This is a genomic window from Prevotella multiformis DSM 16608, from assembly GCF_000191065.1.
GTDB lineage: Bacteria > Bacteroidota > Bacteroidia > Bacteroidales > Bacteroidaceae > Prevotella > Prevotella multiformis.
Genome location: NZ_GL872282.1, coordinates 1,247,695 through 1,261,385 on the forward strand (window position 1 = coordinate 1,247,695; position 13,691 = coordinate 1,261,385).

General features: G+C 54.7%; 11 protein-coding genes. 8 read left to right on the forward strand and 3 right to left on the reverse strand.

The window, feature by feature from the left end; genetic code table 11:
* Positions 1-9: 9 nt before the first annotated feature.
* Positions 10-1,176, reverse strand: a complete 1,167-nt coding sequence (gene nspC / locus HMPREF9141_RS04970) for a carboxynorspermidine decarboxylase (RefSeq protein ID WP_007367439.1) — start codon at positions 1,174-1,176, stop codon at positions 10-12.
* 73 nt (positions 1,177-1,249) lie between these two features.
* On the opposite strand from nspC, the gene HMPREF9141_RS04975 reads away from it, so the two are divergent.
* Positions 1,250-1,861 (forward strand): hypothetical protein, encoded by a 612-nt coding sequence (locus tag HMPREF9141_RS04975; protein WP_007367440.1) that lies wholly within the window; start codon positions 1,250-1,252, stop codon positions 1,859-1,861.
* A gap of 55 nt (positions 1,862-1,916) precedes the next feature.
* Positions 1,917-2,855 (forward strand): ribose-phosphate pyrophosphokinase, encoded by a 939-nt coding sequence (locus HMPREF9141_RS04980; protein ID WP_007367441.1) that lies wholly within the window; start codon positions 1,917-1,919, stop codon positions 2,853-2,855.
* 695 nt (positions 2,856-3,550) lie between these two features.
* Here HMPREF9141_RS04980 and HMPREF9141_RS04985 read toward each other — a convergent pair.
* Both HMPREF9141_RS04985 and HMPREF9141_RS04990 read right to left on the reverse strand, forming a co-directional pair.
* The gene (locus HMPREF9141_RS04985) at positions 3,551-4,660 is read right to left on the reverse strand and encodes a penicillin-binding transpeptidase domain-containing protein (RefSeq protein WP_257009574.1); all 1,110 of its coding nucleotides are present in this window, start codon (positions 4,658-4,660) and stop codon (positions 3,551-3,553) included.
* Positions 4,661-4,999: 339 nt separating this feature from the next.
* Positions 5,000-5,695 carry a glycoside hydrolase family 25 protein gene (locus HMPREF9141_RS04990; RefSeq protein ID WP_007367444.1) on the reverse strand — a complete coding sequence of 232 codons (696 nt, stop codon included), beginning with the start codon at positions 5,693-5,695 and terminating at the stop codon, positions 5,000-5,002.
* A 166-nt stretch (positions 5,696-5,861) separates the two neighbouring features.
* On the opposite strand from HMPREF9141_RS04990, the gene HMPREF9141_RS04995 reads away from it, so the two are divergent.
* The 6 genes from HMPREF9141_RS04995 (at position 5,862) to HMPREF9141_RS05020 (ending at position 13,497) form a co-directional block, all read left to right on the forward strand.
* Entirely contained in the window at positions 5,862-6,806 is a 945-nt protein-coding gene (locus HMPREF9141_RS04995) for a serine O-acetyltransferase (protein ID WP_007367445.1), read from the forward strand.
* A 63-nt stretch (positions 6,807-6,869) separates the two neighbouring features.
* Entirely contained in the window at positions 6,870-8,384 is a 1,515-nt protein-coding gene (locus HMPREF9141_RS05000; protein ID WP_007367446.1) for a THUMP domain-containing class I SAM-dependent RNA methyltransferase, read from the forward strand.
* Positions 8,374-10,575 (forward strand): S9 family peptidase, encoded by a 2,202-nt coding sequence (locus tag HMPREF9141_RS05005; protein WP_040554286.1) that lies wholly within the window; start codon positions 8,374-8,376, stop codon positions 10,573-10,575. The genes HMPREF9141_RS05000 and HMPREF9141_RS05005 overlap by 11 nt, the downstream gene beginning before the upstream one ends.
* 177 nt (positions 10,576-10,752) lie before the next feature.
* Positions 10,753-12,021: a phosphoribosylamine--glycine ligase gene (gene purD, locus HMPREF9141_RS05010; RefSeq protein WP_007367448.1), complete on the forward strand. Its 1,269-nt coding sequence runs from the start codon at positions 10,753-10,755 to the stop codon at positions 12,019-12,021.
* Between the two features lie 106 nt (positions 12,022-12,127).
* Positions 12,128-13,072 (forward strand): hypothetical protein, encoded by a 945-nt coding sequence (locus HMPREF9141_RS05015; RefSeq protein ID WP_007367449.1) that lies wholly within the window; start codon positions 12,128-12,130, stop codon positions 13,070-13,072.
* Positions 13,045-13,497 (forward strand): YqaA family protein, encoded by a 453-nt coding sequence (locus HMPREF9141_RS05020; RefSeq protein WP_007367450.1) that lies wholly within the window; start codon positions 13,045-13,047, stop codon positions 13,495-13,497. Before HMPREF9141_RS05015 ends, HMPREF9141_RS05020 begins: the two co-directional genes overlap by 28 nt.
* The last annotated feature ends 194 nt before the right edge of the window (positions 13,498-13,691 follow it).

A 13,691-nucleotide genomic window follows, 5' to 3' on the forward strand; every position in this document is an offset into this window, starting at 1 on the left:
AATGTGCCATTAATCCATTCTGTCCCGATAATCCTCATAGCTATATTCACGCAGCATCTCCAGTTCGTTGTCAACGTGGAGCAGGGCGATGGCGGGATGGCTGATGCCGTTGAACATGGTGGTCTTGACCGTCGTGTAGTGAAGCATGTCTTCAAAGATGATGTTCTCTCCTGTCTGCAAGGCATGGTCGAATGTCCATGACCCCATCCAGTCGCCGCTCAGGCAGCTGTTTGCCCCCATCCGGTAGGTGTGCTCTCCCCTGGCGCTTCCGTCTTCGTCGGCCAGACGGGCATTGCGGATGGCGGGGTGGTAAGGCATCTCCAGGCAGTCGGGCATGTGACAGCTGAAGCTGACGTTCAGGATGGCGGTCTTGATGCCGTGGTCTTCCACTACGTCTACCACCTGTGCCACCAGCGGTCCGGTCTGCCAGGCAAAGGCGCTGCCGGGCTCGAGTATGACCTTGATCCACGGGTAGCGTTCCTTGAATCCGCGGAGCGTACGGATAAGCCGCTGGACATCATAGTCCTTCCGCGTCATGAGGTGTCCGCCGCCGAAGTTGATCCATTTCAGCTGCGGGAACCATCTGGCGAATCGCCCTTCGATGCGTGTCAGTGTGCGTTCAAAGACATCACTTCCGCTTTCGCAATGGCAGTGTACATGGAATCCGTCTACGTCGTCAGGCAGTCTGTCGGGCAGTTTCTCTGAAGTGATGCCGAAGCGTGTGCCCGGTGCGCAGGGATTGTAGATGAGTGTCTCGACCTCTGAATACTCAGGGTTGACACGCAGTCCGAGGCTCAGCCGCTCGTTCCCCATCCTGGCCCGGACGTGGTAACGCTCGTATTGTGTCAGGGAATTGAAGACGAGGTGGGACGAGCAGCGTGCGATCTCATCAATCTCATAATCGGTGTAGCCCGGTGAAAAGGTATGCGTCGGGGCACCGAACTCCTCGAATCCGAGCCTTGCCTCGTAGAGTGACGAGGCGGTGGTCGCCCTGATGTATTCGCGGAAGATGGGGAATGTACGCCACAGGGCGTATGCCTTAAAAGCGAGGATGATCTCTACACCCGCCTCTTCCGCTACCCGGGCGATGAGTTTCAGATTGTCCCGGAGCCGTTTTTCCTCCAGAATGTACATGGGGCGGGAGAGTCCGTCGTAGGTCAATGGATTTACTTTCATGGTGCAAATATAAGGAAAAATTTGCAGTTATCGGAAATAATCTCTACCTTTGCAATGCAAATAAACTAAAGGCATGAAACTGGTCGTCATGACTAAGTCCACTTATTTTGTGGAAGAAGACAAAATCATCGGTATGCTCTTCGAGGAGGGTCTGGATAGCCTTCACATCTCGAAGAGAGATACATCCCCACTTTATCTGGAACGTCTTCTTTCTCTTCTCCCTTCAGAATTTCATCACAGGATCATCGTCCATCAGCACTTCTATGCGAAGAACGAATTTGCACTGGGCGGTATCCACCTGGACAGTGCAGGGGCGGCCGTTCCCACGGGCTACAAGGGGACGGTAGGCAGGACGTGTGAGGACGTGATGCAGCTGAGAGCCATGAAGAAGCAGTCGGATTATGTCTTTCTGAAGAATATCCACCAGCCTCGTGAAGCGACAGCCGACAGGGAACGTGTCCTCTCGGATGCGGAACTGGACGAAGCCGGCCGGCAGGGACTTCTCGGCCGGCACGTCTATGCCATGGGCGGAATCACGCTGGCGGACATACCGGTTCTCCGTGAGCGGGGATTCGGAGGCGTGGTGATCCGCAACGACCTCTGGGAGCGGTTCTGCATTCACAGCGAGCAGAACTTCAGTCCGGTCGTTGAATACTTCCGCAAGCTGCGCGCCCTTTGCCAGTAAGATGCAGAAGTGACGATAGATTTATATACCTCATCAATATAAACAACGAAAAGAAATGAGTGAAAACAACTCTTTTTTGGTATTCTCTGGCACGAAGACAAGATACCTTGCAGAGAAAATCTGTGCCAGCCTCGGCTGTCCGCTTGGCAACCTGGTGATGACTCGCTTCTCCGACGGTGAGTTCGTCGTTTCCTACGAACAGAGTATCCGCGGAAAGGATGTCTTCCTTGTGCAGAGTACTTTCCCGAATTCGGACAATCTCATGGAGCTTCTCCTGATGATCGACGCTGCCAAGCGTGCTTCCGCCCGTCAGATCATCGCCGTCATCCCTTACTTCGGCTGGGCCCGTCAGGACCGCAAGGACAAGCCGCGTGTGAGCATCGGCGCGAAACTGGTTGCCGACCTGCTGAGTGTTGCCGGTATCGACCGTATGATGACGATGGACCTGCATGCCGACCAGATTCAGGGTTTCTTCAATGTTCCTGTCGACCACCTCTACGCCAGCGGCGTACTGCTTCCTTACGTGCAGAGCCTGCATCTGGACGACCTCGTCATCGCCAGTCCTGATGTCGGCGGCTCGAAGCGTGCCAACACGTATGCCAAGTACCTCGGCTGTCCGCTGGTTCTCTGCAACAAGACGCGTGCCCGTGCCAATGTCGTCGCCACCATGCAGATCATCGGTGACGTGAAAGGGAAGAATGTCATCATCGTTGACGACATGGTAGATACTGCCGGCACCATTACCAAGGCGGCTGACATCATGAAGGAAGCCGGTGCCAGGAGCGTCCGCGCCATTGCCTCCCATTGCGTGATGAGCGGCCCTGCTACCGAGCGTGTGGAAGCTTCTTCGCTGGAAGAGATGGTTTTCACGGATTCCATTCCTTATACGGCCCGCTGCTCGAAAGTGAAGCAGATTTCCGTTGCAGATATGTTCGCCGAGACGATCCGGCGTGTCCTCAACAACGAGAGCATCTCCAGCCAGTATCTTATCTGATCCGTGCTTTCGCGGCATCTTCAGGGAGTTCCGTGCCCGCCGGCTGTCGAGTCGGATCCGCAAAGAGACTGTCCGGGGGGCTGCCGGCCTTATCCTATTAAGGTATATATTACAGTTCCACAGACCCTGCAGAGGCTGTGTCAAGGATGTTCCGCCGGTCCGGCATCCTCGGCACAGCCTTTTCTCATGCCTTCCTCTGCTGTTTCTTGGGTATGTCCGGGTCTTTTTCTTCCGCATGGAATCGGCCGGTGCCCGTGAATTGATGTAGGTCAATTAATGCCGGATTTATGAGAAAAACGCATGGAAAACCTTTGCTGTGTACGCAAACAGTCGTACCTTTGCATCGTCAAAAGACAAGAAATATAGATTGTTTAGGTTAGTAGTAATAGATTTAGGTTTTTAGTTATTTAATTTAAGGAAGAACAAAAGAGATTGTTCAGGTTTCAAGAAAATAGGTTTAGTTAAAGGTAATTAGAAGATTGATTAAAGGATAACAATGATGCAAGATGATTGGGTGACGCCGTGAGGCGGAAGCCCAAAAATCAAGCACGATGTCCGCAGAAATGCAGACGACAAAGGGCTCAGCAACAGATTGCCGAGCCCTTTGTCGTTTCTGTCATTTCCATAGAACGCGGAAGACAGTCTCCTCCTACCGCACGGCATCTGCCTCCCGATGCCGGCGCAGGATGGCGTTTTCATCTGGCAGGAGGATTCTGTTTTTCGATTGTCTGCATCTGTTCCAGCCGTCTGGCCCTTGCCGTCGACTTCGGACTCAGTCTTCCCTTCAGGTATTTCTCCATGACCAGACCGGCTATCGGCGCCGCCGTGTCGGCTCCGAATCCGCCATGCTCGATGTACACGGCAATGGCTATCTTCGGGTTGTTCATGGGAGCGAAACCGATGAAGGCAGAATGGTCTTTGCCGGCATTCTCGGCGGTTCCGGTTTTCCCGCATACGGGGTAGGAGGTCCCGTTGAGTACGGTGGCCGTCCCCTTGGTCACGGCCAGTCTCATTCCTGCAATCACGGTGTTGTAGGCGGCCGGGAGCGCTTTTGTCTGATGGGGAGTGAGGAAACGCGGCGGCAGGGGGGACCACTCCGTGTTCTTATGGATGTGTGGCGTGAAGAAGAAACCGCGGTTGGCGATCGAAGCAGCCAGATTGCAGAGCTGGAGCGGGGTGACGGTAATGTCGCCCTGTCCCATCCCGGCCCACAGGATGGTTCTGGGCTCCCATCCTGTCTTGTAGCGGCGTGTGAGATAGTTCACATTGGCCACCAGGCCGCCTTTCTCCCCCGGCATGTCGATGCCTGACGGGCCGCCCAGCCCCATGCTCACGAGGTAGTCGTGCCAGGTGCTGACGGCCTTCTCCTTCGAACCGTATTTCTGTCTGTCGTTCAGCATCGTCAGGTACGATTGCAGAAACCAGGTGTTGCACGATACGGCCAGCGCCCCCGTCAGTGTCTCGGGGGAATAGTGGGAGTGGCATTTCACCTTGATGTTCCCGTCGTGGAAACCATGGTGGCAGGCGATCTTCGTATCGGCCTTTACAAGTCCTTCAGAGAGAAAGACCAGCGCCTGGGCCGGTTTTATCGTAGATCCGGGAGGGTAGGCGGTGGCGATGGCGAGCGCATCGTCAGGGCCTTCGGGCGAGTTCGTCACCATGCAGAGTATCTCGCCGGTAGCGGGGTCGATGGCCACGATGCTCCCTTTCTTGCCTTGCATGAGTGCCGTCCCGAGCTGCTGCAGCAGTGGGCGGAGGGTCAGCGGCGGATCTTCATGAAGTCTCTGTGCCGATGCTTCCCCCATGGCGAAGAGGGCGAGTGCCAGCAGTGCGGTACGAAGTAGGCCGGCCGGTCTGCGGCCGGCGTATGGATGCCGTTTGTCGGGCTTATGATCTTTCATGTTGTCTGTCTTGATAGGTTGTTTTTCCTGACAGGGCCTTCCGTCCCGGATGTACTTTATGGGAAACGGAGGCTGCTTGTCTTTATTGTCTGGGCGGATGTGAAAGCGGAGAATGTTTCCGACTGTCTGGGACTTGTGTTCCCAACCGGTTGGGAATCCTGTTCCCGGTGGCCGGTACCTGCATTCCCGGCGGCCGGTACTCCTGTTCCCGGCGGCCGGGCACTTCCCTGTGCCGCAGGTGCGTTATAGCCGGATGTCTGCAAGTGAAGTTCCCGACATGAAGCGGTCGAGGTCCACATGTCCGCGGATTCCCCGGATCTTTCCCCGTTCGGTGAACTGCCAGATGTTGTGGTGTCCCGCTCCCCTGATGGACGGGCGCACGGCATTGTATCTGCCCAGGAAAAGGAAGTAGCTGTTGAATCGGGGCGCAAGGTGGGAGTTGTAGAAGTTCGCCTGCGAATAAATCAGCGGTTTCTTCCCGTAATGTCTGCGTATGAGTCCTGCGAAGGCAGCCACGCTGTCCTGCACCTGTTTGCGTGTCCATCCTCTTACCCCTTCGCGTTCTACATCGATCATCGGTATCAGGTCCTGCCTGTGTTTCCGGATTACTTTCCGGAAGTGTCGGAACTGTGCCCTGATAGGGGTGGAGGAGGAGAGGAAGTGATAGGAACCGCAGCGCAGGCCCTGCCGGCGCGCCCCCTTGATGTTCCGGTCGTAATGTTCGTCCTCGATGGTCGTCCCTTGTGTCGCCTTGATGTACACGAATCGGATGCTCTTGTTTCTCGCCACCTCTTTCCAGTCGATCTTTCCCTGATGATGCGATACGTCTATGCCGTCGTAGGAGTGTCGGGAACGGTCGGGCCGGGAAGCGGATGCTGCTGCACAGACGGTGAGCGGAAGAACGATGCTGATGATGAGCGGGAGGATTCTTGACTTCATTGCTTGTAAGTGTAACTGTCCGGAAAGATTCCTGATGAATCGGGATCATCCTGTCAGATCTCTTGGTGACGGCTGCAAAATTACCATATTTTTCCTGAACAAACACATAAAAATCCGATAATAATCATTATCTTTGCATCGTAAATACATCTCGATACAAGCAGCAATGAGCAGACAGGACATCACGCAGCAGCTCATCCAGACGGTGGATGAGCTTTCGGAGCCGGAGGCGTTGCAAGGTCTTTTCCATGAACACCGCGAGGGAGACCCCCTGCCCTCGGCAAAGGAGCTTGAAGAGATCGTCGGCCTTTCGCGCTCCATCCTCTTTCCGGGGTTTTACGGGAAGTCGTCTGTCAATATCGAGACCATCAAATATCAGATAGGAGTAAGTGTAGAGCGGCTGCACAAGCTGCTCAGCCGCCAGGTGATGGCGGGCCTGTGTTTCGACGAGGATTGCCACTGCCCGAATGTGGAGGATATGCGCCGCTGCATGCAGGAGGAGGCCGACATGATTGCCGGGCGCGTCATCGCCAGGTTCCCGGCCATCCGTAGGATTCTCTCGACCGACGTACAGGCGGCCTTCGACGGTGATCCGGCGGCAGTCAATCAGGGCGAGGTCATCTCCTGCTATCCTGCCGTCAAGGCGATCATCAATTACCGGCTGGCACATGAACTGGTGCTGGAACAGGTCCCGCTCATTCCGCGCATGATGACGGAGCTGGCACATTCTGAGACCGGCATCGACATCCATCCGGCCGCTGTGATCGGCACCCATTTCACGATCGACCACGGTACGGGCGTCGTCATCGGTGCGACGTGCGTCATCGGCAATCATGTGAAACTCTATCAGGGCGTGACATTGGGCGCCAGGAGTTTCCCGCTCGACAAGGACGGGAAGCCCATCAAGGGGATTCCCCGCCATCCGATTCTGAAGGACGGGGTGATTGTCTATGCCAATGCGACAGTCCTCGGACGTGTCACGATAGGGAAAGGATGCGTCATCGGCGCCAATGTATGGGTCACCCGGGATATGCCCCCGTGTTCGAAGAAGTACAGGCAGAGCAGGACCGACATACTGGACACCGACTTTGAAGGCGGCGGGGGGATCTGACCTTCCCGTCCGTTCTGCCACTTATTCTTTCCTTTCAACGCTTATAAAATCACGATCACATAAATGCAAGAATTTGAACTCATCGCCAAGACCTTCATGGGTTTGGAACAGGTATTAGCAAAAGAACTGACAAAGTTAGGCGCCAACAACGTACAGATAGGACGCCGCATGGTGTCGTTTACCGGTGACAAGGAAATGATGTACCGTGCCAACTTCCAGCTGCACACCGCCATCCGCATCCTTAAACCCATCGCACACTTCAAGGCGAGGAGCGCAGAGGATATGTACGAGGAAGTGAAGAAGATAGACTGGAGCGAATATATCCTCGAGGGAAAGACCTTCTCTGTCGATTCCGTCGTGTATTCCGAGGAATTCACCAATTCGCGCTTTGTCACGTATAAGGTGAAGGATGCCATCGTCGATCAGTTCCGTGACCGGACGGGGAGCCGTCCCAATATCTCTGTCAGCAACCCTGACATCCGGCTGAACATCCATGTGGCGGAAGACAATGCGACCCTGTCGCTGGATTCGAGCGGGGAGTCGCTGCACCGGCGCGGCTACCGTCAGGAAAGCGTCGAAGCTCCGCTGAACGAGGTGCTGGCCGCCGGTATGATTCTGATGACGGGCTGGGAGGGAGAGACCGACTTCATCGACCCGATGTGTGGGTCGGGGACACTGCCTGTCGAGGCGGCCCTGATAGCCCGGAACATCTCGCCGGGTGTCTTCCGCAAGGAGTTCGCCTTCGAGAAATGGCCCGACTTCGACCAGGAGCTGTTTGATATGATCTATAATGACGACTCACAGGAACGTGAGTTCACCCATCACATCTACGGCTACGATGCCGACATGAAGGCCGTGAACACGGCACGTATGAATGTGGCCGCCGCCGGCCTGTCGCGGGATGTGACCATCGCCCAGCAGGACTTCAAGGACTTCACGCAGCCGGAGGAGAAGAGCATCATCGTGATGAATCCTCCTTATGGAGAGCGTATCTCCACACCTAACCTGCTGGCTACCTACAAGATGATCGGCGAACGGCTGAAACACCAGTTCATGGGCAATGAGGCATGGATCCTGTCTTATCGTGAGGAGTGCTTCCGGCAGATCGGCCTGAAACCCAGCATCAAGATTCCGGTCTACAACGGCTCTCTGGAGTGTGAGTTCCGTCGCTATCAGATGTTTGACGGCAAGATGAGCAGCTTCCGCCACGAGGGTGGGGTAGTGAAGACCGAAGAAGAGAAAAAGGAGATGGCGCAGAAGCACCGCTTCAGGAAAGAACGTGATTTCAAGAAGCGGCTCGAAGAGAATGAGGAGAATGCCGAAGCTGACATACGGTCGTTTACGTTCCATAGCCTGGAACATAACAAGTTCGGCGGTGGGAAGTTCCGTGACAGCCATGAACGCCGCCCCCGTTTCGACCGTGATGACGACAGCCGCAGACGCTCCTTCAAGCGCATTGACGACCGCAAGCGTTCCTTCAGGCGTGACGACGACCGTAAGTTCGGCGGCAGACGATTTGATAAATCTAACAAGCGCGGAGGATTCCGTGGTAAAAACACATACAGACATGAAGATTAAATCATTTATCGGTCTCGTGGGGCTTTGTGCTCTCACGGGGCTTTTCTGTCCTACTGAGAGTATGGCACAAAAGCAGTTTACACTGGAGGATCTGAATTTCGGTGGCACGAATTTCTACAACATGCGCCCTGAAGCGCGCTATCTTACGTGGTGGGGCGGGAAACCGGTACGGCAGGACCTGAACTGCTGTTCGCTGGTCGATCCTGTGAGCGGCAAGGAGAAACTGCTCTTTTCGCTGGACGAACTGAACAGGTGGGCAGGACTGAAGGAGGCTGGCGAGGTCGTCCGTCATCTCTATGGGGCGGAGTTCCCTTATGCTGACCGTCCGGTGGTCTTGGTGCAGAACGGCCATGAGGACCTGTATGTGAACTTCAGGGAACACCGGCTGGAACAGCGTCTGGAGCGGCCGGCCGGCCTGCAGGCACGGCAGTGGAACAGCCGGTCCGGAGCAACGGCATTCGTTGCTGACAATCAACTCTACGTGACCGATGCCAAAGGGTCGAAGCACCAGTTGACGACGGACGGTTCACGTAATATCGTTTATGGGCAAAGCGTACACAGGGACGAGTTCGGCATCGATGGCGGGCTTTATTGGAGTCCGAAGGGGAACCGGCTGGCCTTCTATCGCATGGATCAGAGCGGGGTGGCGGACTATCCGCTCGTAGACATCCCGGAACTGGACTGGACACCGGAGAAGGGCGAGTCGCGTGCCGCCAAGGCTGCTCCCATCAAGTATCCGATGGCCGGGGAGACGTCCCACAAGGTTACAGTCGGCGTGTACGACCTGACTTCCGGGAAGACGGTTTACCTTCAGGCAGGCGATCCGACCGACCGTTATTTCACCAACATCGCATGGAGTCCGGACGAAAAGACGGTTTATATGTTTGAACTCAACCGTGACCAGAACGATTGCCGGCTGGTTTCATACGATGCGGCGACGGGTGCGAAGCTGAAGGAACTCTATCGGGAGACGGATGCGAAGTACGTTGAACCTTGCCATCCTGTACGGTTCCTGCCGTGGAATGACAATGAGTTCGTGATGCAGAGCCAGAAGGACGGGTATAATCATCTCTATCTTTTCGATAAAGAGGGGCGTCTGATCAGACAGCTTACAAGTGGCAAGTGGGTGGTCCTGGATGTGCTGGGATTCAATGCAAAGCAGAAAAGCATCGTCTATGTGTCCAACGAGTGCAGCCCTATCCAGCGCAATGTATGGCTCGTCAACGTGGCGACAGGGAAGCGGACACTGCTCGACAACGGCCGTGGATACCACTACCCGAAGTTGAGTGAAGACGGCAGCGTGCTCATAGACAGTTACAGCGAACCGGACGTGCCCCGTAAGTATGAACTGATCACGCTGAAGGGAAAGCCGCAGCGGCATGGGTATTTCACGTCCGCCAATCCATGGAAAGCGTATGACGTTCCCGAGTTTACGTGCGGAACCGTCAAGGCGGCTGACGGGAAGACAGACCTCTATTGGCGCATGGTGAAGCCTGTCGGCTTCGATCCGAGCAGGAAATACCCGACGGTCATCTATGTATATGGCGGCCCCCACGCCCATAACGTTGAAGCCTCCTGGAACTGGGGATCACGTGGCTGGGAGACTTATATGGCACAGAAAGGATACCTGCTCTTCATCCTTGACAACCGTGGAAGCGAACACCGTGGGAAGGAGTTTGAACAGGCTACGTTCCGTCACCTCGGACAGGAGGAAATGAAAGATCAGATGGAGGGTGTGAAGTTCCTGAAGTCTCTCCCATACGTCGATCAGGACCGGATCGGCGTGCATGGGTGGTCGTTCGGAGGATTCATGACGATTTCCCTGATGACCAACTATCCTGATGTCTTCAAGGTGGCAGTTGCCGGCGGACCTGTCATCGACTGGAAATGGTACGAGGTGATGTATGGAGAACGATATATGGATACCCCTCAGGCGAATCCTGAAGGCTATGCCCAGACCTCACTTCTCCAGAAGGCGAAAGACCTCAAAGGCAAGCTCCAGATCATCATCGGTCTGAACGATCCGGTGGTCGTTCCGCAGCATGCGTATTCTTTCCTGAAGGCCTGCATCGCCGCCGGCACGCAGCCGGACTTCTTCGTTTATCCGGGCGAACCTCATAATATGCGTGGACACCAGAGCGTTCATCTGCATGAACGCATCACGCAGTATTTCGAGGATTACCTTAAATAACGGACGGTAATCTCTCTGCCCCTCTTCCGGAAGGGGGAGGAGCAGAGCTGCATGGAGGATGAAAGGACCGGTTGTAGACGGCCGGTGCCGGACATCATCCGCCGTAACAACAGTCAACATCGCATCCGCTTCCTCCTCGCAGCAAGCCGGATGGAATGAATCAGATAGTCATTATTTATGAACATTTTACTTTTAGGTAGCGGCGGCCGCGAGCACGCCCTGGCATGGAAGATCGCACAGAGTGCGAAGTGTAGTAAGCTCTTCATCGCACCCGGCAATGCCGGTACGGGGGCTGTCGGTGAGAATGTGGCGATCGGTGCAGACGATTTCGACAGGCTCAAGGACTTCGCCGTGGAAAGAAAGGTGGACATGGTTGTCGTGGGGCCTGAGGATCCTTTGGTGAAGGGCATCTATGATGCCTTCAAGGACGATGTGCGTACAGCCCGTATCCCGGTCATCGGTCCGTCCAAGGCGGGAGCCGTGCTGGAAGGATCCAAGGACTTCGCCAAGGCATTCATGAAACGTCACCGCATCCCTACCGCCGCCTATCAGACTTTCGACGGGACGACCCTTGAGGAGGGGATGAAATTCCTCGAGACGCTCCATGCTCCTTATGTGTTGAAAGCCGACGGACTGGCTGCCGGAAAGGGCGTGCTTATAGTCCCGACGCTCGAAGAGGCCCGGAAAGAACTGCGCGAGATGCTCGGCGGGATGTTCGGGAATGCCTCGGCAAAGGTCGTCATCGAGGAGTTTCTCTCGGGCATAGAATGTTCCGTCTTCGTCCTCACGGATGGTACGCATTATCAGATATTGCCTGAAGCGAAGGACTACAAGCGTATCGGGGAGCATGATACGGGGCTGAATACAGGAGGGATGGGGAGTGTGTCTCCTGTTCCTTTCGCCACTGCCGAGTGGATGAAGAAGGTGGAAGAACGCATTATCCGCCCTACCGTGGAGGGACTGAAGTCCGAGCATATCGACTATAAGGGATTCATCTTCTTCGGTCTGATCAATGTCGATGGCGACCCGATGGTCATCGAATACAATTGCAGGATGGGCGACCCGGAGACGGAAAGCGTCATGCTGAGGCTGGAAAGCGACCTTGTCGACCTGTTTGAAGGGGTCGCTGAAGGCGATCTCGACAAGCGGACGGTTGTGTTCGATCCGCGGTCCGCAGTCTGCGTCATGCTTGTGAGCGGCGGCTATCCTGAAGCATACGTAAAGGGTTATCCCGTTTCCGGACTTGACAGAATAAAGGATTCGGTCGTTTTCCACAGTGGGACGGCACTGAAAGACGGGAAGGTCGTCACCGCCGGAGGGCGTGTCATTGCGGTCTCCTCTTATGGGGAGAACAAGGAAGAGGCACTCAGAAAGAGTTTCGCCGGAGCGCAGGAGATCGACTTCAAGGACAAATATTTCAGAAGAGACATCGGACAGGATCTGTAGCCCCCCTTGCCTGGCACACGGCTTTATCCTGCCTGACACCGAACCTCTCCGTCTGCCGATTTCTTCCTCCCGGAGGATATGGCGGACGCATCTCATCAACCCGACAATGCAAAAGAAACGTATTCAGAACAAAATAGCTGAAAGCCGCTGGACGCAAGTATATGTCGTCTCAGCGGCTGCTCTTGTATGGATTATCGCAGGTCTGCATCATCCGGCGGTGATCGTACCGGGAATCTGCCTCTTGCTGTCCACCTATCTTATGATGGAACTGAACAACGGCAATGCGCTCATCCGCATCTACAGTCGGATGGTCTCCTGTTCGTTTCTCGTGTTCGCCACAATGGCGGGGTTCATGTTTCCGTCTGTCCGGGCAGCAATCGTCATGCTCGGGACGGTAGGTTATTACACCCTGTCTTTCCGCTGTTACCAGGATGCCCATGCACCTGGCTGGACTTTCTATGCTTACTTTTGCATCGGCATGGCAAGCATCGCATGGGTGCAGATTCTTTTCTTCCTGCCCATATTCTGGATAATCATGCGCACGAATCTTCTTGCATTGAGCATCCGCAACTTCTGTGCCTCTATCCTCGGGCTCCTGCTTCCTTACTGGTTTTTTTCAGGTTATCTGGCGGCCAAGGGAGATCTTTCAGTGCTTGTAAATCATTTTGCACAGCTTGCAGTGTTTTATGAGCCGTTCCGTCTCACCAGCCTGAGCGTAAGTGAGTTGGTCATGATTTCGTTTGTACTGTTATGTGCGCTGATCGGTATTGTCCATTTCCTGAATCAGAAACGGAACGACAACATACGTACCCGTCTGTTCTATCAGATTTTCATTACGGTCGACCTTTCCGCTGCCGTATTCCTGTTGCTTCAGCCCCGGCATTATGAAGCATTGCTGAGCATGTTGATGGTAACGACAGCACCGCTGATCGCACATTTCTTCGCACTGACACGTACGCGGCTGACCAACTGGATGTTTGTCTTCCTTTCTTGTTCCGCCGTCATCATCATGTTGATCAATCTATGGATTTTCTTACACACTTCCTTCTAGATTACGGTTACTGGGGGATGCTGCTGTCGGCATTTCTTGCCGGGAGCTTCTTCCCTTTCAGCAGTGAGGCGGTCATGCTCGGCCTCCTTGCCGCAGGACTTGACCCTGTCTTACTGCTTGTCTACGGCAGTATCGGCAACGTGATGGGGGGAATGTTCAACTACGGGCTGGGCAGACTGGGCAAGCTGGAGTGGCTTGAACGCTATTTCCATGTGAAGAAGGCCTCTATCGACAGAGCCTACCGGTTCATGGGCGGGCATGGCGCATGGATGGGTTTCTTTGCTTTTCTTCCGATACTGGGCAGTGCGATCACCATCGTGCTGGGGCTTACACGTGCCAACCTCCCGCTGTCTGTTCTCAGTATCACAATAGGAAAGGTGATGCGTTATGCCGTTCTCATCTGGGGGGCAGACTTCTTTCTTTAGGCAGGTTCTGAAAGATACTTCTGGTGGATTTCGGTCTTTTCAGCCGTGCGAGCCTGTCTTTCTTGGGAGAGCATGGATTCTCCTCCGACACAAAGACCTTTTCATTTTAATACGTTGGAAATACAGATAAGATTTTGAAAAACCATTACACAATTTCAGACAAATCTTCTGCAAATATAAAAGAAACGTGCAAA